The sequence below is a fragment of the Roseburia sp. AF12-17LB genome, assembly GCF_003479605.1.
Lineage (GTDB): Bacteria > Bacillota > Clostridia > Lachnospirales > Lachnospiraceae > Roseburia_C > Roseburia_C amylophila.
Map to the genome: position 1 here is coordinate 1 of NZ_QUHR01000002.1, position 19,883 is coordinate 19,883.

At 39.6% G+C, this 19,883-nt stretch carries 16 protein-coding genes and 1 tRNA gene; 15 read left to right on the forward strand and 2 right to left on the reverse strand.

The annotated features are described in order from the left end of the window. Nucleotides 1-226: 226 nt before the first annotated feature. Entirely contained in the window at nucleotides 227-1,501 is a 1,275-nt protein-coding gene (locus DWV68_RS02590) for a chloride channel protein (protein ID WP_118665001.1), read from the reverse strand. A 228-nt stretch (nucleotides 1,502-1,729) separates the two neighbouring features. Between DWV68_RS02590 and DWV68_RS02595 the strand changes: the two genes are divergently transcribed. The 9 genes from DWV68_RS02595 (at nucleotide 1,730) to spoIVA (ending at nucleotide 11,484) form a co-directional block, all read left to right on the forward strand. Beyond that, a complete protein-coding gene (locus DWV68_RS02595) occupies nucleotides 1,730-2,467 on the forward strand; it encodes a class II aldolase/adducin family protein (protein ID WP_117697145.1) in 738 nt (245 codons plus the stop codon). A 90-nt stretch (nucleotides 2,468-2,557) separates the two neighbouring features. Beyond that, on the forward strand, nucleotides 2,558-2,968 hold the full coding sequence (locus DWV68_RS02600; RefSeq protein WP_117840991.1) for a C-GCAxxG-C-C family protein: 411 nt from the start codon (nucleotides 2,558-2,560) through the stop codon (nucleotides 2,966-2,968). A gap of 230 nt (nucleotides 2,969-3,198) precedes the next feature. Next, entirely contained in the window at nucleotides 3,199-4,593 is a 1,395-nt protein-coding gene (locus tag DWV68_RS02605; protein WP_117840992.1) for an ABC transporter substrate-binding protein, read from the forward strand. A gap of 85 nt (nucleotides 4,594-4,678) precedes the next feature. Next, nucleotides 4,679-5,521 (forward strand): carbohydrate ABC transporter permease, encoded by an 843-nt coding sequence (locus tag DWV68_RS02610; protein ID WP_117697151.1) that lies wholly within the window; start codon nucleotides 4,679-4,681, stop codon nucleotides 5,519-5,521. Further along, a complete protein-coding gene (locus tag DWV68_RS02615) occupies nucleotides 5,521-6,405 on the forward strand; it encodes a carbohydrate ABC transporter permease (RefSeq protein WP_117840993.1) in 885 nt (294 codons plus the stop codon). Before DWV68_RS02610 ends, DWV68_RS02615 begins: the two co-directional genes overlap by 1 nt. A 54-nt stretch (nucleotides 6,406-6,459) precedes the next feature. Next, nucleotides 6,460-7,470 (forward strand): LacI family DNA-binding transcriptional regulator, encoded by a 1,011-nt coding sequence (locus DWV68_RS02620; protein WP_117697153.1) that lies wholly within the window; start codon nucleotides 6,460-6,462, stop codon nucleotides 7,468-7,470. Between the two features lie 25 nt (nucleotides 7,471-7,495). Continuing rightward, nucleotides 7,496-9,013: a 4-alpha-glucanotransferase gene (gene malQ, locus DWV68_RS02625; RefSeq protein WP_118665003.1), complete on the forward strand. Its 1,518-nt coding sequence runs from the start codon at nucleotides 7,496-7,498 to the stop codon at nucleotides 9,011-9,013. Between the two features lies 1 nt (nucleotide 9,014). Then, nucleotides 9,015-9,944 (forward strand): diacylglycerol/lipid kinase family protein, encoded by a 930-nt coding sequence (locus tag DWV68_RS02630; RefSeq protein WP_117840995.1) that lies wholly within the window; start codon nucleotides 9,015-9,017, stop codon nucleotides 9,942-9,944. 52 nt (nucleotides 9,945-9,996) lie between these two features. Continuing rightward, entirely contained in the window at nucleotides 9,997-11,484 is a 1,488-nt protein-coding gene (gene spoIVA / locus DWV68_RS02635) for a stage IV sporulation protein A (RefSeq protein ID WP_117840996.1), read from the forward strand. On the opposite strand, the gene DWV68_RS02640 is transcribed toward spoIVA, so the two are convergent. Continuing rightward, complete coding sequence (locus tag DWV68_RS02640; protein WP_117840997.1) at nucleotides 11,464-12,306, reverse strand: AraC family transcriptional regulator; 843 nt, start codon at nucleotides 12,304-12,306, stop codon at nucleotides 11,464-11,466. The two genes, spoIVA and DWV68_RS02640, sit on opposite strands and share 21 nt — an antisense overlap. A 184-nt stretch (nucleotides 12,307-12,490) precedes the next feature. Here DWV68_RS02640 and galE point away from each other — a divergent pair, with 184 nt between their 5' ends. From galE to pulA, 6 genes are all read left to right on the forward strand, one after another. After that, nucleotides 12,491-13,507, forward strand: a complete 1,017-nt coding sequence (gene galE / locus DWV68_RS02645) for a UDP-glucose 4-epimerase GalE (RefSeq protein WP_022242586.1) — start codon at nucleotides 12,491-12,493, stop codon at nucleotides 13,505-13,507. Nucleotides 13,508-13,590: 83 nt separating this feature from the next. Then, nucleotides 13,591-13,662 (forward strand) — tRNA-Glu (locus DWV68_RS02650). 419 nt (nucleotides 13,663-14,081) lie between these two features. Continuing rightward, nucleotides 14,082-14,732 carry an SLATT domain-containing protein gene (locus tag DWV68_RS02655; RefSeq protein ID WP_117946896.1) on the forward strand — a complete coding sequence of 217 codons (651 nt, stop codon included), beginning with the start codon at nucleotides 14,082-14,084 and terminating at the stop codon, nucleotides 14,730-14,732. A 995-nt stretch (nucleotides 14,733-15,727) separates the two neighbouring features. Beyond that, entirely contained in the window at nucleotides 15,728-16,780 is a 1,053-nt protein-coding gene (locus DWV68_RS02660; RefSeq protein ID WP_118056745.1) for a ribonuclease III family protein, read from the forward strand. A gap of 3 nt (nucleotides 16,781-16,783) precedes the next feature. Next, the gene (locus tag DWV68_RS02665; protein ID WP_118056744.1) at nucleotides 16,784-16,963 is read left to right on the forward strand and encodes a hypothetical protein; all 180 of its coding nucleotides are present in this window, start codon (nucleotides 16,784-16,786) and stop codon (nucleotides 16,961-16,963) included. A gap of 186 nt (nucleotides 16,964-17,149) precedes the next feature. Next, nucleotides 17,150-19,867 (forward strand): type I pullulanase, encoded by a 2,718-nt coding sequence (gene pulA, locus DWV68_RS02670; RefSeq protein ID WP_118665005.1) that lies wholly within the window; start codon nucleotides 17,150-17,152, stop codon nucleotides 19,865-19,867. Nucleotides 19,868-19,883 lie beyond the last annotated feature (16 nt).

Here is a 19,883-nt window from a genome sequence, read left to right on the forward strand (position 1 = left end):
ATCTTTTACAGAATGGGATTAGCCATCAACACGTTTTGTCCTATAACCCTTATAAGAAGAGATTAAAAATAGCATATTGTGAATGATATGAGAAGAACTCCTGCCGGTTGGAAAACAATCAGCAGAAGTTCTTTTTATGCGAGCAGCGAGAAAAATCGCATGCCTGCATGCAGATTTGGCAAGCACCGCGATAACTCGAGAAACTCGCAAAGCGTGTTTCTCGTAGTTAGTGCGTCTGTTTATTAATATAGCTTGTCTTAAATTTTGAATACATAATCTTCTGGCTGCGGTACAGTCCGTAATAGCCGGAGAGCATATAGCTGAATGCAATCGCAAGAAGCAGGAATGGCATTGCAGCGAAGCCGAACATTTCAAAGCTGATCAGCAAAGAAGTAATCGGGCTGTTGGTAACACCACAGAAAATGGCAGCCATACCGATGGCGGCACATAAGGTTGGGGAGAAACCGGTCAACGTTCCAAAGAGACAGCCGAAGCTTGCACCGATAAAGAAAGTAGGAACAATTTCGCCACCTTTAAAGCCGGCACCAAGGGTCAGGGCGGTAAAAATGATTTTTAAAAGAAAAGCTTCCGGAGCCACTGTGCCGTCAAAGCATTTGGAAATAATATTAACGCCGGTTCCATTGTAATCCTGATTACCTGCCAGAAGGGTGAGGAGAATAATGATGCAGCCGCCTGCCGCAGCACGAAGGTAAGGATTTTTGATAAATTTACGGTAAATGGCTTCACTGTAATGTAAGGAAATACAGAACAGGATACTGACCAATGCACATAAAACGGCAAGAACCGTTACGGTAACTGCAGAAGAAATTCCAAATTCCGGAATGTCTGAAATAGCAAAGGACGGCGGCGCAATCTGAAAGTGTAATGCCAGACCATGTGCTACTAAAGCAGAGATAACGCATGGCACTAATGCAGAATAGTGCATGATGCCGACACTGACTACTTCCAGCGGAAAAATAGCGGCAGCCATCGGTGTTCCGAATAAGGCGGAAAAAGCAGCACTCATGCCGCACATAATCATAATATGTTTATCTTTTTCATCAAAACGGAAAAGTCTTCCGAGAGAATTTCCGATGCTTCCGCCAAGCTGAAGTGCTGCACCTTCCCGGCCGGCAGAACCACCAAAGAGGTGTGTGATTAAGGTGGAGATAAAAATAAGCGGAGCCATACGCAGTGGAATTTCATCCCCAGAGTGGATGGCGGAAAGCACCAGGTTGGTTCCAGTATCCTTTTCATCATGGAGAAGATGATAGAGCAGTACAATCACGATTCCACCCAGCGGAAGAAAGAAGATGAGCCATGGATAAGCAGTTCTTGTATCGGTGACCCATGTCATGCCAAAGTAAAAGGCAATTCCCACCATACCGATGAGAAGACCGGACAGAATAGAAAAAATAATCCATTTTATGGCGGTACGCAGACGGCGCAGATTGTGTTTGATTTTATGTATCACAAGTTCTTTGGTAACTGGTTCGTTCATGATGTAGTAACTCCTTTTTTATATAAAGTAAATATTATAAGCAGAAATTGTTTGTATTTTCTGAAAAATATATATTCTATAAGAAATAGTAGCATTCTGGAAATAAATTTACAAGATGAATGAAGAGATAAATGAAGAGAATTTTATTTGCAAAAAATAACCGGGGTGACTATAATAAGTGAAGGCTTTCTATAAAATCTGGAAATTACAGGCAATGGAGGAAGAAAGATGGAATCAGAAATCAGGATACGCCGACAGATGATAGAGATTGGAAAAAGAATTTATCAGAGTGGAATGGTGGCTGCCAATGATGGTAATCTTTCTGTGCGTATATCAGAGAATGAAATTTTGTGTACGCCAACCGGAATATCCAAAGGATATATGACGGAAGAATGTTTATGTAAGATAAATCTGCAGGGAGAAGTCTTATCCTGTCAGGATGGGTTCCGCCCGTCTTCTGAAATGAAGATGCATTTGAAAGTATATGAAAAACGTCCAGATGTAAGAGCAGTTGTACATGCGCATCCGCCATATGCCACAACCTTTGCGATTGGCGGTCAGGCATTAAATCGTGCAATCATATCAGAATCCATTGTAAGTCTTGGGTGTGTGCCGGTAGCAGAATATGGGCTGCCGTCTACGCAGGAAATACCGGATGCCATTGCACCATATCTTGACTATTTTGATGCGTTGCTCTTAGCGCATCATGGGGCACTGACTTATGGAAAGGATCTGACGGAAGCTTATTACCGGATGGAGTCGGTAGAATTATATGCAAGACTTCTTTACCAGAGTAAAATGATGGAAATGGACCGGGAGCTGGATGCAGATACGGTACACAAATTGTGTCTGATGCGGGAAAAGGCAGGAATGAAGAATCCGGAAACAGTCTGTGGCAGTAAGAAATTATTATTTGAAAGCTGCCGTGAGTGTATCCGCAGGAAAAATCTTTTGCCAGATGGATAGAAAAGAAAACGTTTGGCAGAAGGCAGCATTTTATAAGCAAGAAAAAGTTATTACAGAGAATAGCGGGAAACAGAAAAAGGAGATTAGAAGATGACAATAGAAGAAAGAGTAAAATTAGCAGAAGAAAAACATCACAGTGGTTATAACTGTGCGCAGGCAGTATTATGCAGTTACAGTGATAAGCTTGGAATTGACGAGGAAACTTTATTCCGTCTGTCCGAAGGATTCGGCGCAGGAATGGCAGATATGCAGGGAACCTGTGGAGCAGTAACCGGCATGTATATGATTGCAGGAGCACTGGGAAGCTCGGGAGCAATTGAAAAGGGCATGACCAAAGGCAGAACATATCAGACGGTAAAGGGACTGACAGCAGCATTTGATGAAAAAAACGGCTCTCATATCTGTAAAGAATTGAAAGGAATTGAAACCGGAAAGGTTTTGCGGAGCTGCGATGGCTGTATTGAAGATGCAGTCCGTATAGCAGAGCACTTGTTTTCATAGAAAAAACACAATTTTATGGTAAAAGTGCACAAAAACAGAATGTCAAAATTATATAAGTGTACAAAATGTTGAAAACCCCATTGCTATTTTTGAGTAATGGGGTTATATTATATACATCCACTGAAAACGTTACCGAGAACGTAACCAACTAGGTTCCAGACAAGTCGGTATACAGATTGGGGAAGAGGTTTTCAGGAAGGACAGCATATTATATTTTAGGAGGATGTACTATGAAAAGAAAATTAGTATCTCTTATGTTAGTTGTATCTATGACAGCAGCTATGGTTGCTGGATGTGGAAGCGACGACAAGAAAGCAGCTGACAATAATGCAGCAGGAACAGAGAAGACAGATGACAGCAAAGAAGCAGCAAGTGGTTCTGTTTACTACTTGAACTTCAAACCAGAACAGGATCAGCAGTGGCAGGATCTTGCAAAAGCTTACACAGATGAGACTGGTGTCCCAGTTGAAGTTGTTACAGCAGCATCTGGTACATATGAAGAGACTTTAAAGTCTGAGATGGCTAAATCTGATGCACCTACACTTTTCCAGGTAAACGGACCGGTTGGTCTTGCAACATGGAAAGATTACTGCGCAGACTTATCAGGAACAGATGTTTATTCACATGTTAAGAGTGATGACTTTGTACTGAAAGATGGAGACGAAGTAAAAGGTATCGCATATGTACTTGAGACTTATGGTCTTATTTACAACAAAACCGTATTAAACGCATATTGCGGAATGGACGGAGCTAAAGTTACTTCTATCGATGAAATCAACAGCTTTGCAAAATTAAAAGAAGTAGCAGATGATATTCAGTCAAGACTTGCAGAAGTAAGTGAAGCAGCTGGTCCTGAATATGACCTTAAGGGTGCATTTACTTCAGCTGGTATGGATTCATCTTCTGACTGGAGATTCAAAACCCATTTAGCAAACCTTCCAATCTACTATGAATACAAAGCAGATGGAATCGGATCTACAGATGCTATCAAAGGAACTTACCTTGATAACTACAAACAGATCTGGGATTTATACACAACAGATTCTACTTGCGAAGGCTCTATGTTAGCAAGCAAGACTGGTGATGATGCAACAGCTGAATTTGGCTTAGGCGAAGCTGTATTCTATCAGAATGGTACATGGGCATACAATGATATTATCAATGCTGGTGTATTAACAGATGATGACCTTGGAATGATGCCTATCTACATCGGAGTTGATGGAGAAGAGAATCAGGGACTTTGTACAGGATCTGAGAACTACTGGTGTATTAATGCTAATGCTTCTGAAGAAAACATCAAAGCAACAGAAGATTTCTTGAACTGGGTTATTACAAGTGACACAGGACGTGACGTTGTTGCTAACCAGATGGGCTTCACAACACCATTTGATTCATTTGATGATGGATATCAGGCAAGCAATGCATTCATGGATGCAGCTAACCAGTACATTGCAGATGGTAAGACTTCTGTAGCTTGGTGCTTTACAACAATGCCTTCTGAGGCTTGGAAAGATGGCGTAGGTTCTGCATTAACAGCTTATGCTGCTGGAACAGGTTCCTGGGATGATGTTGTAACTGCATTCGTTGATGGCTGGGCTTCTGAGTACGCAGCAGCAAACGAGTAAGACTTATCACATATAATCAGAACAATATGTGAAAAAAGGGCGGGCGGATATCGCCTGCCCTTTATAAAGGGAAAGGAAAAATATTATGAACAAATCAATTAAAAAATATTTTCCTCTTTTTGCACTTCCAACGTTAGTTGCATTTACAATTGGTTTTATAATTCCTTTTGCTATGGGTATCTATCTTTCTTTTTGTAAATTCACAACTGTTACGGATGCAAAGTTTGTAGGACTATCTAACTATACCAAAATCTTTGGAGATGAGACATTTGTTCACTCATTATGGTATACAGCACTCTTTACAATTGTTTCTGTGCTTGCCATTAACTTTTTTGCATTCGTAATTGCGATGCTTTTAACAAAGGGTATTAGAGGAACAAATGCGTTCCGTACCATTTTCTTCATGCCGAACCTGATTGGTGGTATTGTATTAGGATATATCTGGCAGTTGATTTTCAATGGTATTCTCGCAAATTACAGCAGAACATTGGTATATAATGAAAAATATGGTTTCTGGGGTATGATTATCCTGATGTGCTGGCAGCAGATAGGTTATATGATGATTATCTATATCGCAGGTATCCAGAATATTCCTGGAGATTTGATTGAAGCTGCAGAAATCGACGGGGCAACTTCCTGGCAGGTACTTAAAAATGTAACCTTACCGATGGTAATGCCATCTATTACCGTATGTACATTTTTAACACTGACCAACGGATTTAAATTATTCGACCAGAACTTAGCATTGACAGCAGGTGAACCTGCAAAGAGATCACAGCTTTTAGCATTGAACATCTATGATACTTTCTATGGTAGAAACGGATGGGAAGGCGTTGGTCAGGCAAAAGCAGTTGTATTCTTTATTCTGGTAGCAATAATTGCACTTGGACAGAACTATCTGACCAGACGTAAGGAGGTGCAGCAGTAATGAGTAATGTAAGAAAAGCAAAACATGGCTGGATTTTTACCATTATATTTACTATTTTAAGTGTACTGTGGGTACTTCCAATTGTAATCGTATTTATGAACTCCTTTAAATTAAAGGCATATATTAACCGATTCCCGTTCCAGTTAGGACCGTTTAAAATGACTGACGGATGGGACAGATTTGTTGCCGGAGTACAGAAGGCATTTGTTGGATTAACCAACTATGCAGAAGGTATCCGCAAGATTAACTTCTTTAATGCGTTTGGAACATCATTATTTATCACAGTATGTTCTGTTGCAGTAATTATTCTCTGCACATCTATGTGTGCATGGTATATCATCCGCGTGAATGATAAGTTTTCAAAAGGTTTATATTGCCTTTGCCTGTTTTCCATGATTGTACCTTTCCAGATGGTAATGTTTACATTATCCAAGCTGTCCAATATGTTACATCTTGGAAATCCGGTTGGAATCATTTTAGTATATCTTGGATTTGGAGCAGGACTTGCGGTATTCATGTTTACCGGCTTTGTAAAGAGTATCCCGCTTGAAATCGAAGAAGCAGCAATGATTGATGGATGCAGCCCGATTCAGACATATTTCCAGGTTGTATTCCCGATTTTAAAGCCTACGGCAATTACAGTTGCAATTCTTCAGGTAATGTGGATTTGGAATGACTACCTTCTTCCATATCTGGTACTCGATATCAGAAAATGGAAAACGATTCCGATTGCAATTCAGTATTTGAAAGGTGGATATGGCTCTATCGACTGGGGTGCAATGATGGCTATGCTGGTACTGGCAATTCTTCCAATTATCATTTTCTATGGAATCTGCCAGAAATATATTATCGAAGGCGTTGTTGCAGGAGCTGTAAAAGGTTAAGCATTTATATAATAAGTATTTCGCTATAGATATAGTGTAAAGGCAGGACAAAACATGACAATAAAAGATATTGCAAAAGAATCCGGATATTCAGTAAGTACTGTGTCGAGGGTTCTGAATAACAGGGATGATGTGAGTCCGGAAGCAGAAAAGAAGATTCGGCGGATTGTTGCAGAACACAATTTTGTTCCAAATGGAAATGCCAAACATTTGAAACAGATTGCCTCTAAAACCATCTGCGTACTGGTAAAAGGTACGTCAAATATGGTTTTTTCAGGGATAGCAGAAGAAATTCAGACGATTGTAAATAAGACCAGTTATACATTGAATATGATATATCTGGATGAAGAAGAAAATGAAGTAGAACAGGCAATTATTCAGTGTCGTGAAAGAAAACCTCTGGGGATTTTATTCCTCGGAGGTAATCCTGCATTTTTCAGGGAAAAGTTTCATGAAGTAAAAGTTCCATCGGTATTAGTGTCTACAGCAGGAAAAGATCTTGGCTTTCCGAACCTGTCCAGTGTAGCAACAGATGATGTGGAAGCAGCGAAATGTGCCATGAATTATCTGGTGAATCAGGGGCATGTTCATATTGGGGTAATTGGAGGAAATTTAAGTTCCTCTTATGTCAGTGAACAGCGTTATATCGGGTGCGAGAAATGCTTTGGTGAAAAGGGAAGAATATTTGATTACGATAAATATTTTGTGAAAGCAAGATTTGACTTTGGAAGTGCATATCGGGCTACGGAAAAACTTTTGGAGAAGGCAAAGGATGTGACTGCTATATTTGCGATGAGTGATGTCATGGCAATTGGAGCAATTCGTGCGATACGAGACAGAGGTCTGTTGGTACCGGATGATATTTCCGTTGTGGGGTTTGACGGAATACCAATGGCGGATTACTATAATCCAAAGCTGACCACTATAAGACAGCGGTACCAGACGATGGCACAACGCAGTCTTGAAATACTATTTCGTACAATTGACTTGAAAACCAAGGCAGTACATGAGATAATACCTTTTGAACTTGCACTGGGGGAAAGTGTTCGTGAGATAGGAAAATAATCTAGTTTGCAGGAGGAATTTAATTATGAGAACAAGTGGGATATTAATGCATATATCTTCACTTCCGTCACCATACGGAATTGGTACAATGGGAAAGGAAGCCAAAAAATTTGTAGACTTTTTGGATAAAGCAGGACAGACTTACTGGCAGATATTACCGATATGCCCAACCAGTTATGGAGATTCTCCGTATCAGTCATTTTCAAGCTTTGCGGGGAATCCATATTTTATTGACTTAGATTATCTTTGTAAGGATAAGTTACTGACAAAAAAGGAATGTTTAAGCTATGAATGGGGAGAAAATCCGGAATTTGTAGAGTATGGAACACTTTATGAAAACCGTTTTCCTTTATTGAAAAAAGCATATCAGCGCTTTAAAAAAGCATTACCGGATGATTTTGCGGACTTTTGTGAGAAAAACAGTGACTGGTTAGAGGACTATGCACTGTTTATGGCATTGAAGGATGCAAATGGCGGGGTTGCATGGTTTGAATGGAAGAAAGATTTAAAACTCCGCAAACCATCAGCAATTGAAAATGCGAAAGAAGAATTTGCAGATGATGTTGAATTCTGGAAAATGCTGCAGTATCTGTTCTTCAAACAGTGGACAGAGCTGAAAGCATATGCTAATGAAAAAGGCATTCAGATTATCGGTGATGTACCTATTTATGTTGCTGGTGACAGCGCAGATGTATGGGCAAATCCGGGACAGTTCTATTTAGATGAGAACCTGGATCCGATTGATGTATCCGGATGTCCTCCAGATGCATTCTCCGATGATGGACAGTTATGGGGTAACCCGTTATTCCGTTGGGATGCTATGAAGAAGGATGGTTATACCTGGTGGACAAAACGTATCAAAGCAATGTCTGAATTGTATGATGTTGTTCGTATTGACCACTTCAGAGGTTTTGATTCATATTACGCAATTCCTGCAAAGGATAAGACAGCAAGAAATGGAGAGTGGAGAGAAGGTCCTGGTATGGACCTGTTCAATGCTCTGGAAAAGAAACTTGGCAGATTAAATATTATTGTAGAAGATCTGGGTTATTTAACACCGTCCGTAAAACAGTTGTTAAAGGATACCGGTTTCCCTGGAATGAAGTTAATCCAGTTTGCTTTTGACAGCAGAGAAGAGAGTGATTACCTTCCACATACATATCAAAAGAATTGTGTTGTTTATACTGGAACTCATGATAATGATACCATTATGGGATGGTTCAAGACGGCTCCAAAGGAAAGCGTTAAATATGCCAAAGAATATTTAAGATTAAACAAAGAAGAAGGATATAACTGGGGCACCATGAAAGCAGTATGGGGCTGTGTTGGTGATATGGCTATTGTTCCGATGCAGGATATTCTTGGAATTGGCAGTGAAGGACGTATGAATACACCATCTACACTTGGCATGAACTGGAAATGGCGTGCAGTAGATGGACAGATTACTTCGGCACTTGCAAAGAAAGTCTGCAAAAATATGGAAATCTACTGTAGAAAGAGAAAAACAAAAGAAGAGCTGGAAGCTTTAGAAACAGCAGAATAAAATGTATCATTTTATAGTAAACAATACCTCGGGAGGCGGCAGGTCCAAACGGGTCTGGGAGGAACTGCAGAATTACCTTCTGGAGCATGAAATAAGGTATAAAGCACATTTTACAGAGTATGAGGGCCATGCGAAGAAGCTTGCAGACCGTGTATGTGATATTGATAGAGAAAAAGTGTATCTTATTGTGGTCGGTGGTGATGGTACGTTAAATGAAGTACTGAACGGGATGCATGATTTTGAAAAAATCCGGTTTGGCTACATACCGACCGGCTCCGGGAATGATTTCGCAAGAGGTATGAAAATCAATGGAACACCTACAGAAAATTTAGAGCGGATACTTCAGGCGGAAGAGACAACGCCGATTGACTTAGGTTGTGTCAGCTGGGTGGAAGAAGGACAGAAGGAACAGAAGATTTTTGCAATTAGTTCCGGTCTTGGACTGGATGCGGATGTATGTAAACAGGCACTGCATTCCGGATTAAAGAAAGCATTAAATAAACTGGGACTTGGTTCATTAACCTACGTCTGTCTTACGATAAAATCCCTGTTTACCATGCCGACAGCAGAGGCGAAGATAGTATTTGATGATGAAGTGGAAGAGCCGATTTCCCGGATGATTTTTATTGCTGGAATGAATCAGTATTGTGAAGGCGGCGGAGTGCCGATGGCTCCGGATGCAGTGGCTACGGACGGAGAATTTTCGGTCTGCTGTGGCTATGGAGTGGCAAGGTGGCGTACCTTTTTTCTGCTGCCATTTCTGGTAAAGGGAAAACATACAGGATTTAAGTGCTTTGATATCCATAATTGCAGAAAATTCAGCGTGGATTTGGAAAAACCAATGGTATTGCATGCTGACGGAGAATATTGTGGGGATGTGACGCACGCAGAGTTTAGATGTCTTTCTGGAAAACTGAATATTTTGTTATAAAGGTGACTTCCTCCTGCATATACATATAACAGTATAGGCAGGAGGAATTTATATGGAAAATTTTAATACAGGCACTTATGATATGTATAAAGATATCAGTGCAAGGACAAATGGGGAAATTTACATAGGTGTGATTGGAGCTGTGCGGACCGGAAAGTCATCTTTTATCAAACGTTTCATGGAGCTGATGGTACTTCCGTTTATGGAGGATGAAAACAGCCGCCAGCGTGCGGTGGATGAAATGCCACAGGCGGCCCAGGGGAAAACCATTATGACAACAGAGCCGAAGTTTATTCCAAAAGATGCTGCAAAAATCCGGCTTGGCGAAGATGCCGAAGTAAAAGTGAGGCTGATTGACTGTGTGGGTTATATGGTAGAGGGTGCCACCGGACATCTGGAAAATGGTGTGGAGCGAATGGTAAAGACGCCTTGGTTTGAAGAGGAAATTCCTTTTACAAAGGCAGCAGAGGTCGGGACCAGAAAGGTTATTAATGACCATGCAACCATTGGAATTGTAGTAACTGCAGATGGCAGTTTCACAGATATCCCGCGGGAGAATTATGTGAAAGGTGAGGAAGAAACCATAAAAGAGCTGCAGAGAATCGGAAAACCCTTTGTTATGGTACTGAATTCCGTAAAACCATACAGCGAGGAAACGGCACAACTGGCAAAAGAATTAGAAGAAAAATATGAAGTCAGTGTATTTCCACTGAATTGTGAGCAGCTTCGAAAAGAAGATGTCTATGCAGTGCTGAAGGGTATCCTCTATGAATTCCCGGTGGTGAAGATGAATTTCTTTCTTCCGAAATGGGTAGAAATGTTGGAAATGAGTCATCCAATCAAAGAAAATGTGGTTGCAAATGCTGGAAAAATGCTGTCGGAAGTAACTCTGATTAAAGATTTGATGGATTACAAGATGGCTCCGGAGGGAGATTACATTTCCAATATGATGATGCAGGCGGTGAATCTGGAAAATGGCACAGCAGATATCCGGCTGGATATTGCAGATCAGTATTATTATGAAAATATCAGTGAACTGACCGGAACAGAAGTGACTGGGGAATACCAGCTTATTTCCATGATAAAAGAGCTTTCTGAGAAACGTAAGGAATATGAGAAGGTAGCGGATGCGGTACAATCGGTAGAAATGAAAGGATATGGAGTGGTGAGTCCGAAGCTTTCAGATATTAAAATGGATGATCCGGTGCTGATTAAACATGGCAATAAGTTTGGTGTAAAAATCAAGGCAGTAGCACCGTCTGTTCATATGATCCGGGCAAATATTGAAACGGAGATTGCACCGATTGTAGGAAGTGAAGAGCAGGCAAACGACCTGATTCATTATATCAAAGAGGGACAGAGCACAGAAGATGGAGTCTGGGGAACCAGCATTTTTGGAAAATCCATTGGAGAACTGATGGAAGACGGTATCCGCAGCAAGATTGGCATGATGGATGATGAAAGCCAGATGAAACTGCAGGATACCATGCAGAAAGTTGTAAATGATAATAATGGCGGATTAGTCTGTATTATTATTTAAGGATGCAAGCCGGTAATCCCGGGGCGATATTCCTTTCAGCTTATGGAACGTCTTGGAAAAATGCAGCCCATTGTCAAAGCCTACGGAATTAGCTACAGCAGTAATGGATAGGCTGGAGTGTTCTAAGAGATAGCATGCCTGTTTTAAACGAAACTGGGTCAGATAATTTTTCGGCGACTGACCCAGTATGGTTTCAAAAGAGCGGTACAGATGGCTCCGGCTTACGCCTACATAATCAGCAATATCTTCTACGTGAATCGGGTAGGAATAGTTGGCGGAAATATAGGCAATTCCTTTCTGGACATAGTTGCTGGAACTGTTATACTGTTCATTATTGCTGGCATGTTTCATAAAAAGAGCCAGCGTCTGATAGAGCCGTCCGGTCATTTCTACAGAATCCATGAAATCATTTCCGCAGGCTTCATAGATACCGAGAAGGTGTTCCCGGATGGATTCGGAAAGCGGCGTCTGGTGAATCAGTGGAAACTCCCTGGAAAAATCTGTGGCATTCAAAATAATGGCAGCGTCACTGCCATTAAAGCCTACCCAGGCATATTCCCACGGGTCTTTTTCGTCTGCATAATAGGTGATTTCGGTCTGAGGGTAGACAAGGAAGGTATCTCCGGTGGAAAGGGCATAAACTTTACCACCAACAGAATAATATCCTTTGCCGGATAGAATGTGATGAATCAGATAATGGTCACGGATTCCCGGTCCCCACTGGTAAAGAGGTTCACATTTCTGGAAACCGACATTATAGACGGAAAGGGAAACCAGTTCTTTTTTATTTACTTTATAAGAATTCTTATATTTTGGGTCCATCGTATGCCTCCCTTCTGGAATTTGCAGATAGATTATAGATATATTATAGAGGCTGTCCTTTGCAGATGCAACAAAAATACATATTGTTTATACAATAGATACTGTTCAAATACAGGAATATAAGGTATACTATTATTTGTAAGGAACACGAAAATACATATTTTAGTACAAAGGAGTGGAGAATATGTCTATTTTAGTTACAGGTGGAGCAGGTTATATCGGAAGTCATACCTGCGTGGAATTACAGCAGGCAGGCTATGACGTAGTAGTGCTGGATAATTTGTCCAATGCCAGCGAAAAATCATTGGAGCGTGTAAAAGCGCTTACTGGAAAAGAAGTTACATTTTACCGTGGAGATATATTAGACCGTGATATCTTAAATGAAATCATGGAAAAAGAGAAGATTGACTGCTGCATTCATTTTGCAGGATTAAAAGCAGTTGGAGAATCTGTGGTAAAGCCATGGGAATATTATAATAACAACATTGCAGGAACATTGACTTTAGTAGATGTGATGCGCCAGCACGGCTGCAAGAATATTATCTTTTCTTCCTCCGCGACCGTATATGGTGATCCGGCACAGATTCCAATCACAGAGGAATGCCCGAAGGGACAGTGTACCAATCCATATGGCTGGACGAAATCCATGTTAGAGCAGATTCTTATGGATATGCAGAAAGCTGATCCGGAATGGAATGTTATCTTATTAAGATATTTTAACCCAATCGGAGCACATCAGAGCGGAACTATGGGAGAAAACCCGAATGGAATTCCGAACAATCTGATGCCATATATTACCCAGGTGGCAGTTGGAAAGTTAAAAGAGCTTGGCGTATTTGGAAATGATTATGATACACCGGACGGAACCGGGGTAAGAGACTACATTCATGTAGTAGACCTGGCAAAGGGACATGTAAAGGCATTAAAGAAGATTGAGGAAAATGCCGGATTAAGTATTTACAATCTTGGTACCGGACATGGTTATAGTGTACTTGATATTGTAAAGAATTTTGAAGAAGCAACAGGCGTAAAGATTCCTTATTCCATTAAGCCACGTCGTGCCGGCGACATTGCGACCTGTTATTGCGACCCTTCAAAGGCAGAGCGGGAGCTTGGCTGGAAAGCAGAGTTTGGCATTCGTGAAATGTGTGCCGATTCCTGGAGATGGCAGAAGAATAATCCGAATGGATATGAGGACTAGAAAGAAGCTGAAGAAAAAAATTGCAAAAAAATTAAAAAAGTGCTTGCAATTTAGAGGGCGTCGTGTTATAGTATCACTTGTCCGGTTCATTGGTCAAGCGGTTAAGACGCCGCCCTCTCACGGCGGAAACAGGGGTTCGATTCCCCTATGAACTGCTCACTATTAATAATTTAATAGCCCAACCCATAGAAGATGCTGAAAGCCAGATAATGGTTTTACAGCATTTTTTATTTACGCGAGTAGCGAGAAAAATCGCATGCTTGCATGCATATTTGGCAAGCACTGCGATAACTCGGGAAACTCGCAAAGTTTGTATCTCGTAGTTGTTCTAAAAAGCCTTAAAAATACATTGCTAAAAGTGCGAGGTATTCAAAAAGGTATTCTAACATATGTTCGATTGATAAAATACGCAGGAAAGGAGAGTCCTGCAAAAGTGCTTACCCAAGATAAATCGACCACAAATCGGTTTAGTTTTTGACCTTAAATAAAAGAGTATATGGTATGTCATAAGTGTAGTTGCAGTTTATACCGATATGAAATATAATTGTTTTATACAGAGGAAAAGAGGAGAATTATGGAAGAATATACGAGAGATAGAATATATGATATCATGAATGTGACTCAATGCAATCAAGCCAATATGTTGAAGCGATTAGATAAGAACTCAAAATTTTCAAGTTTTGTGCTTATTTATTACAGTATAGTCTTGATTATTTATTCGTTAACTTCATTGTATTTTCCTAAATATTATGATGAAATATTGTCTGGATATTTTAGCATAATCATTTCTGTTGTAATCTTGGCATTTTCTATTATAAATGGAAATTCAAAATACTCTGAAAGAATTAAAGCAACAGAATCGACGTTGAATGCAATCAAAGTGTTAAAAAGAGAACTTACTGATGAAAATCTTTCTGATAAAAAGTCCGAATATAACGAAGTGATTGACAGAATGGAATATCGGGCGGAGGTAGACTTTTTTAATACGCTTAAGCAAAGATGCAAAGAGTATAGCATAAGATGGTACTGTTATAAGAATGATATAATAGAAGCAAAAAGATGTACATTGGAAAAAGAAAGAATAAGACAATTGGATAAGTTAAACAATTATCTAAGCGAAAATAATCCCTTTTTACAGCAAATAAAAGTTGTTTGTATCAATATTCTTTATGGGGTAATAGTTCTTATGCCAATTTTGATTTTTATAATTTGCTTTCTGATTTAAGCGAGAAAGTTGTGGTGTGTGTATTAAAAAGGAATGAAGCAATCGTTTTATTATGCTACTCCGGATTGCTGAGTTGATAAGGATATGGATAGTTTATGAGCTATAAGTGTAGCTGGGACAGTTGAAAAGCTGAGATGATATTTAATTGGATTCGTATTATTCGTGTAATGTAGCAGTGGTGGAGGACGCAGCTGCATAGTAGTCTGCAACAGTTGAAAGTTATGTAAGGCATTATTAGTTGACACAGTAATTCTAGTGACAGTGCCAATAACCTTTTTATAGGTATGCTGACAGCTTTCTAGTTTGCATGAAAATGCAATGGAATAAAAAGAGGTTTGCCTTGAATATTGATTGCATCACAAATGGAGAAGGCTAGCTGCAGGCGGAGAAAAATAAAGTGGATGTCCCTATAGTGTTTGATGCTTTGTAAAAGTAATTGTGTTATTTTTTCATAGTGCTCTTCAAAAATATTAGTAAGAAGATGTTAAAAAATTATCAAAATAATAATTTGCAATGTTGAAGAATACATATAGAACCGCTGTTAAAAACTGCAACATATCGTTACCTCCTTAAAATATTGGATAAAAGCAATATGTTTAAAAATTAAAAAATAAAGGAGATTCTACAAAAAAAGAAAAGGTAAATTTGTGGAAATGTATACACAATTAAAATGCTTGAATTTGTACAAAATGATTAAGGGGGGAGAATACTTGAATTCAAATCAATTTCGATTTTGATTGGTAGGAATATGAAAAATAAGAATTGAAAAACAGCATGCTTTCTGTTATATTAAAAACAGAGGGCATAATATTATAAATTAAAACCATTGTTTTCATAGGTTTATTTCATTTTATGAAAGTGAAATGATGTAAACATAGAAAAACAAAGATTCAAATTTATCTTATCTTGTTCAATTTAGCAATGCATTATAAGAATGGATTGTTTATTATTGGACTCTTTATGTCTTCTAGTAAAAATAAACTAGGAGGTATCATATGGATACAAATGATTTAATTGGTATCGAAAACCAAATTGATTACAAATTTAAAAACCGGGACTTGTTACAACAGGCATTTGTTCGCAGGTCGTATTCTGCAGAAAATGGCGGGGCAAATAACGAAGTTTTAGAGTTCATTGGTGATAAGGCTCTTGATTTTGTTGTGGTTCAATTGCTTACAGAAGAGTACGGTTATATGGCATCTGAGTGCGATGATTTCAACAGGGATGAGTGTAATGAATTTTATTCTGAATGTGATGAAGGTGAATTGACAGAAATTAAGAGCAAACTTGTTCAAAGGAAGAATCTGGCAGAAAGAATTGATATGCTGGGGTTCGCTGATTTTCTTATTATGGGAAAAAGTGATATTAACGGACATGCGGAAGAAAAAGATGCTGTAAAAGAAGATTTGTTTGAAGCAATCATTGGGGCAGTAGTATTGGATTGTAATTGGAATATGAAAATTCTTAAACAGGTGATTGAGCAGATGCTGGAACCTGATTTAGAGAATGAAGATGACAATTATATTCAACTTTTGCAGGAGTGGTCATTACGAAAATATGAAATTTTGCCATTATATCATGTGGAAAAATACAATACTGCACATTGGTATATGGGGGATTATGTGTGTAGTGAGTGGCCGATAAACGGAAAAAGGCCACTATATAAGGCGTATCTAAAAATTGAAGAATTTGACAATATTATTCTTGGGTTTGGTGACTCGCAGAAAGAAGCCAGAAAGGCTGCAGCAAAATATGTATACCAGTACCTGGAAAAGAATAACTTATTGTTTACTATTAGGGATGAAATAGAACACCCAAATAAACAAGATTCTATTAATCAACTTGAAATTCTTGCAAGGAGAGGCTATTTTTCCATTCCGCAATATAACTTTGCGGAGAAATATGATTCGAATGGTAATCCAATCTGGCATTGTGAGTGTGTAATTAAAGAATATGATAGTATTTGCATGGCAGATGCAACAGCAAAAAAAGAAGCAAAAAAGAGAGCTGCATTTAAAATGTTAAAGATGGTTTTAGAGGAGAAATAGAATATGTATAGAAATATGCTTGATTACAATGATGGAGATATGCTCTGTCAGACATCAGATAATATCGCAATGGATATGGAGGGACATTTGATGTCAAGAGTGTCAGACAACATGGCACTGGATTTAGATACTGGAGAAATACATCTGATTTCATCCTGGAGAAGTGATGAAGAAGATGAATAAGTAAATGAAAGAAACATATCAAAATAGGATTTGGTATGTTTTTTTATAACTAAAAAATGTAAAAATACTAAAATTTACGAAAATTTCTCTTCTAAATCATCAAACATTATGTTACAATTTACTATGTTTCCGGTAACAAACAAGGAAAAAATAAGCAAATCTAACAAATGTATGATGGAGGGTGACATGAAGAGAAGAGGAAAAGCATTGGGGATGGCATTGCTGCTTATCATGATGACTGTTTTTTCAGTAGTCTCAGATGCGGCAATGGTAAAGGCTGACGAACTTTTGATTAAGCTGCATTACCACAGAGCAGACGACAATTACGATGGATGGGATGTCTGGATGTGGGGAGAAGGTGCGGATGGTGCAGCTTATGAACTGGCAGAGGAAGATGGTGACCATGTGGCAACCATGGAAGTAACACCGGGTACAACCTCTGTTGGATTTATTGTGCGTACAGCAGACTGGACCAAGGATGTTGATGAAGACCAGTTTATTGATATTTCCGAGATGGTATCCGGCACTGTGGATATTTATGTGGAGTCCGGTGTGAAAGGATATACCAAAGAATATGGTGATGATGCTGTAACCGGAACTAAATTATCCGGAGCCAAATATGATGGGGAAAGCGCAGTAACCGTTCAGATGACCGGAGCAATTGAAGGGGATCTGATGCAGGCATTTTCCATTAAGAGTGCCGATGGTGTGGCGGTTACTATCAAAGAAGTAACACAAGATGATGATTTCGTATATCAGGTAGTTGTGGAAGAACCATTAGATGCTTATAAGAGCTATCAGATTACATACGAAGGAACTGAATATAAAGTAGTGATGCCGAGCGTATATTCCACCAAAGAATTTGAAGAAGAATATACTTATGACGGAGATGACCTTGGTGCAACCTGGACAAAAGACAGCACAGCGTTCCGTCTCTGGGCACCAACCGCACAGGCTGTTTCTGTAAATCTCTATGAATCAGGAACAGAAGGAACCGATGATTTAATCGAATCCATTCCAATGACTGCAGATATAAACGGAACCTGGGTGGCATCAAAGGATGGAGATTTAAATGGTACATATTATACTTATACCGTTACCATTAATGGTGAGGAAAAAGAAGCCAATGACCCATATGCAAGAACCACAGGTGTCAACGGAAAACGTGCCATGATAATTGATTTGGAATCCACCAATCCGGAAGGGTGGGACAGTGACGGTAACCCACATGCCGGAGAGGGTATTAATGATGCTGTTATTTATGAAATGCATATCCGTGACGTCTCTTCAGATTCCAGTTCCGGAATTGAAAACGTTGGAAAATATTTAGGACTGACAGAGACCGGAACCACAACTGAAAATGGTGTTCCGACCGGACTTGACCATATCAAGGATTTGGGAATCACACATTTACATTTACTTCCGTTTTATGATTATGGTTCCGTAGATGAAACAAAGCTGGATACACCGCAGTTTAACTGGGGATATGATCCGGTCAACTACAACGTACCGGAAGGCTCTTATTCCACGGATCCATATCATGGAGAAGTCCGGGTGAAAGAAGCTAAAGAAATGGTAAAAACATTACATGATAACGATATCAGTGTCGTTATGGACGTGGTTTACAATCATGTATACAATGCAGGGGAATTCTGTTTTAACGTAATTGTGCCGGAGTATTTCTCAAGAGTAAATGATAATGGGACTTATTCTAATGGTTCCGGCTGTGGAAATGACACAGCATCCGAGCGTTCCATGGTGAAGAAATATATTGTGGACTCTGTGAAATACTGGGCAGATGAATATCATATTGATGGCTTCCGTTTTGACCTGGTAGGACTTTTGGATACGGAAACCATGAACGAGGTAATCGAGGAAGTGCACAAAGACCACCCGGATGTTATCTTCTACGGAGAAGGATGGTCGATGCAGACAAGCCTTACCAAAGAAGGATATTCCATGACAACACAGACCAATTCCACAGAAGTACCGGAAATGGCTTTTTTCAGTGATACTTTAAGAGATTTGTTAAAAGGAAATACATTTTCAACTACAGAAAAGGGTTTTGTATCCGGAGCAAATGGCAAAGAGAAGACCTTACAGAAATGCTTTATGGGATTATCACCGGAATGGTGTACTACACCTTCCCAGTCCGTTAACTACGCATCCTGTCACGATAATCTTTCCCTGATGGATCGTATTATCCGTTCTACTCCGGAAGCTTCCGTGGAGGAGCGAATCCGCATGAACAATCTTGCAGCAGCCATTTATATGACGGCAGAGGGTGTTCCGTTTATGCAGGCAGGAGAAGAATTCTTAAGAAGCAAAGTGAAAGCAGATGGTGGTCTTGATGAAAACAGCTATGCCTCACCAGATTCAGTAAACAGCTTAAAATGGAGCAATCTGGAAGATGAACAGTATCAGAATGTTTACCAGTATTATAAAGGACTGATTGCATTCCGTAAGGCACATCCGGTGCTTCGCCTTGACAATGCAGAGGATGTAAAAGCACATGTGACTCCGGTAGAAGATTTAGATGATAATGTAGTAGCGTTTGCAATTACCGGTGATGTTGACGGAGAGACAGCAGATGGAATGTATGTGATCTTCAATGCCAATAATGAGAAAAAAGAAGTAACTCTTCCGGAAGGAAACTGGAATGTATGCATTAATGATACCTTAGCAGGAACAGATACGATTGAAACAATTTCTGGAACAGCAGAAGTAGCTCCGGTTTCTGCATTGATTTTAGTAAAAGGTGATGGAAACGGCAGCACAGCAGTAGTATCTGCAGGAACATTACCAGCATGGATGGCATATGTATTTACAATTCTGGTTGCCGTAGTGATTGGAGCATGTTCTGTCTGGTCACAGAAAAAGGCAGGAAAAGCCGGCAGAAAGTAGATAATTTGGAAATAAA

Excerpts from the sequence above, each read along its gene's own strand:
- DWV68_RS02590 (WP_118665001.1), bottom strand. The coding sequence starts at position 1,501 with ATGAACGAACCAGTTACCAAAGAACTTGTGATACATAAAATCAAACAC.
- DWV68_RS02595 (WP_117697145.1), top strand. The coding sequence starts at position 1,730 with ATGGAATCAGAAATCAGGATACGCCGACAGATGATAGAGATTGGAAAA.
- DWV68_RS02600 (WP_117840991.1), top strand. The coding sequence starts at position 2,558 with ATGACAATAGAAGAAAGAGTAAAATTAGCAGAAGAAAAACATCACAGT.
- DWV68_RS02605 (WP_117840992.1), top strand. The coding sequence starts at position 3,199 with ATGAAAAGAAAATTAGTATCTCTTATGTTAGTTGTATCTATGACAGCA.
- DWV68_RS02610 (WP_117697151.1), top strand. The coding sequence starts at position 4,679 with ATGAACAAATCAATTAAAAAATATTTTCCTCTTTTTGCACTTCCAACG.
- DWV68_RS02615 (WP_117840993.1), top strand. The coding sequence starts at position 5,521 with ATGAGTAATGTAAGAAAAGCAAAACATGGCTGGATTTTTACCATTATA.
- DWV68_RS02620 (WP_117697153.1), top strand. The coding sequence starts at position 6,460 with ATGACAATAAAAGATATTGCAAAAGAATCCGGATATTCAGTAAGTACT.
- malQ (WP_118665003.1), top strand. The coding sequence starts at position 7,496 with ATGAGAACAAGTGGGATATTAATGCATATATCTTCACTTCCGTCACCA.
- DWV68_RS02630 (WP_117840995.1), top strand. The coding sequence starts at position 9,015 with ATGTATCATTTTATAGTAAACAATACCTCGGGAGGCGGCAGGTCCAAA.
- spoIVA (WP_117840996.1), top strand. The coding sequence starts at position 9,997 with ATGGAAAATTTTAATACAGGCACTTATGATATGTATAAAGATATCAGT.
- DWV68_RS02640 (WP_117840997.1), bottom strand. The coding sequence starts at position 12,306 with ATGGACCCAAAATATAAGAATTCTTATAAAGTAAATAAAAAAGAACTG.
- galE (WP_022242586.1), top strand. The coding sequence starts at position 12,491 with ATGTCTATTTTAGTTACAGGTGGAGCAGGTTATATCGGAAGTCATACC.
- DWV68_RS02655 (WP_117946896.1), top strand. The coding sequence starts at position 14,082 with ATGGAAGAATATACGAGAGATAGAATATATGATATCATGAATGTGACT.
- DWV68_RS02660 (WP_118056745.1), top strand. The coding sequence starts at position 15,728 with ATGGATACAAATGATTTAATTGGTATCGAAAACCAAATTGATTACAAA.
- DWV68_RS02665 (WP_118056744.1), top strand. The coding sequence starts at position 16,784 with ATGTATAGAAATATGCTTGATTACAATGATGGAGATATGCTCTGTCAG.
- pulA (WP_118665005.1), top strand. The coding sequence starts at position 17,150 with ATGAAGAGAAGAGGAAAAGCATTGGGGATGGCATTGCTGCTTATCATG.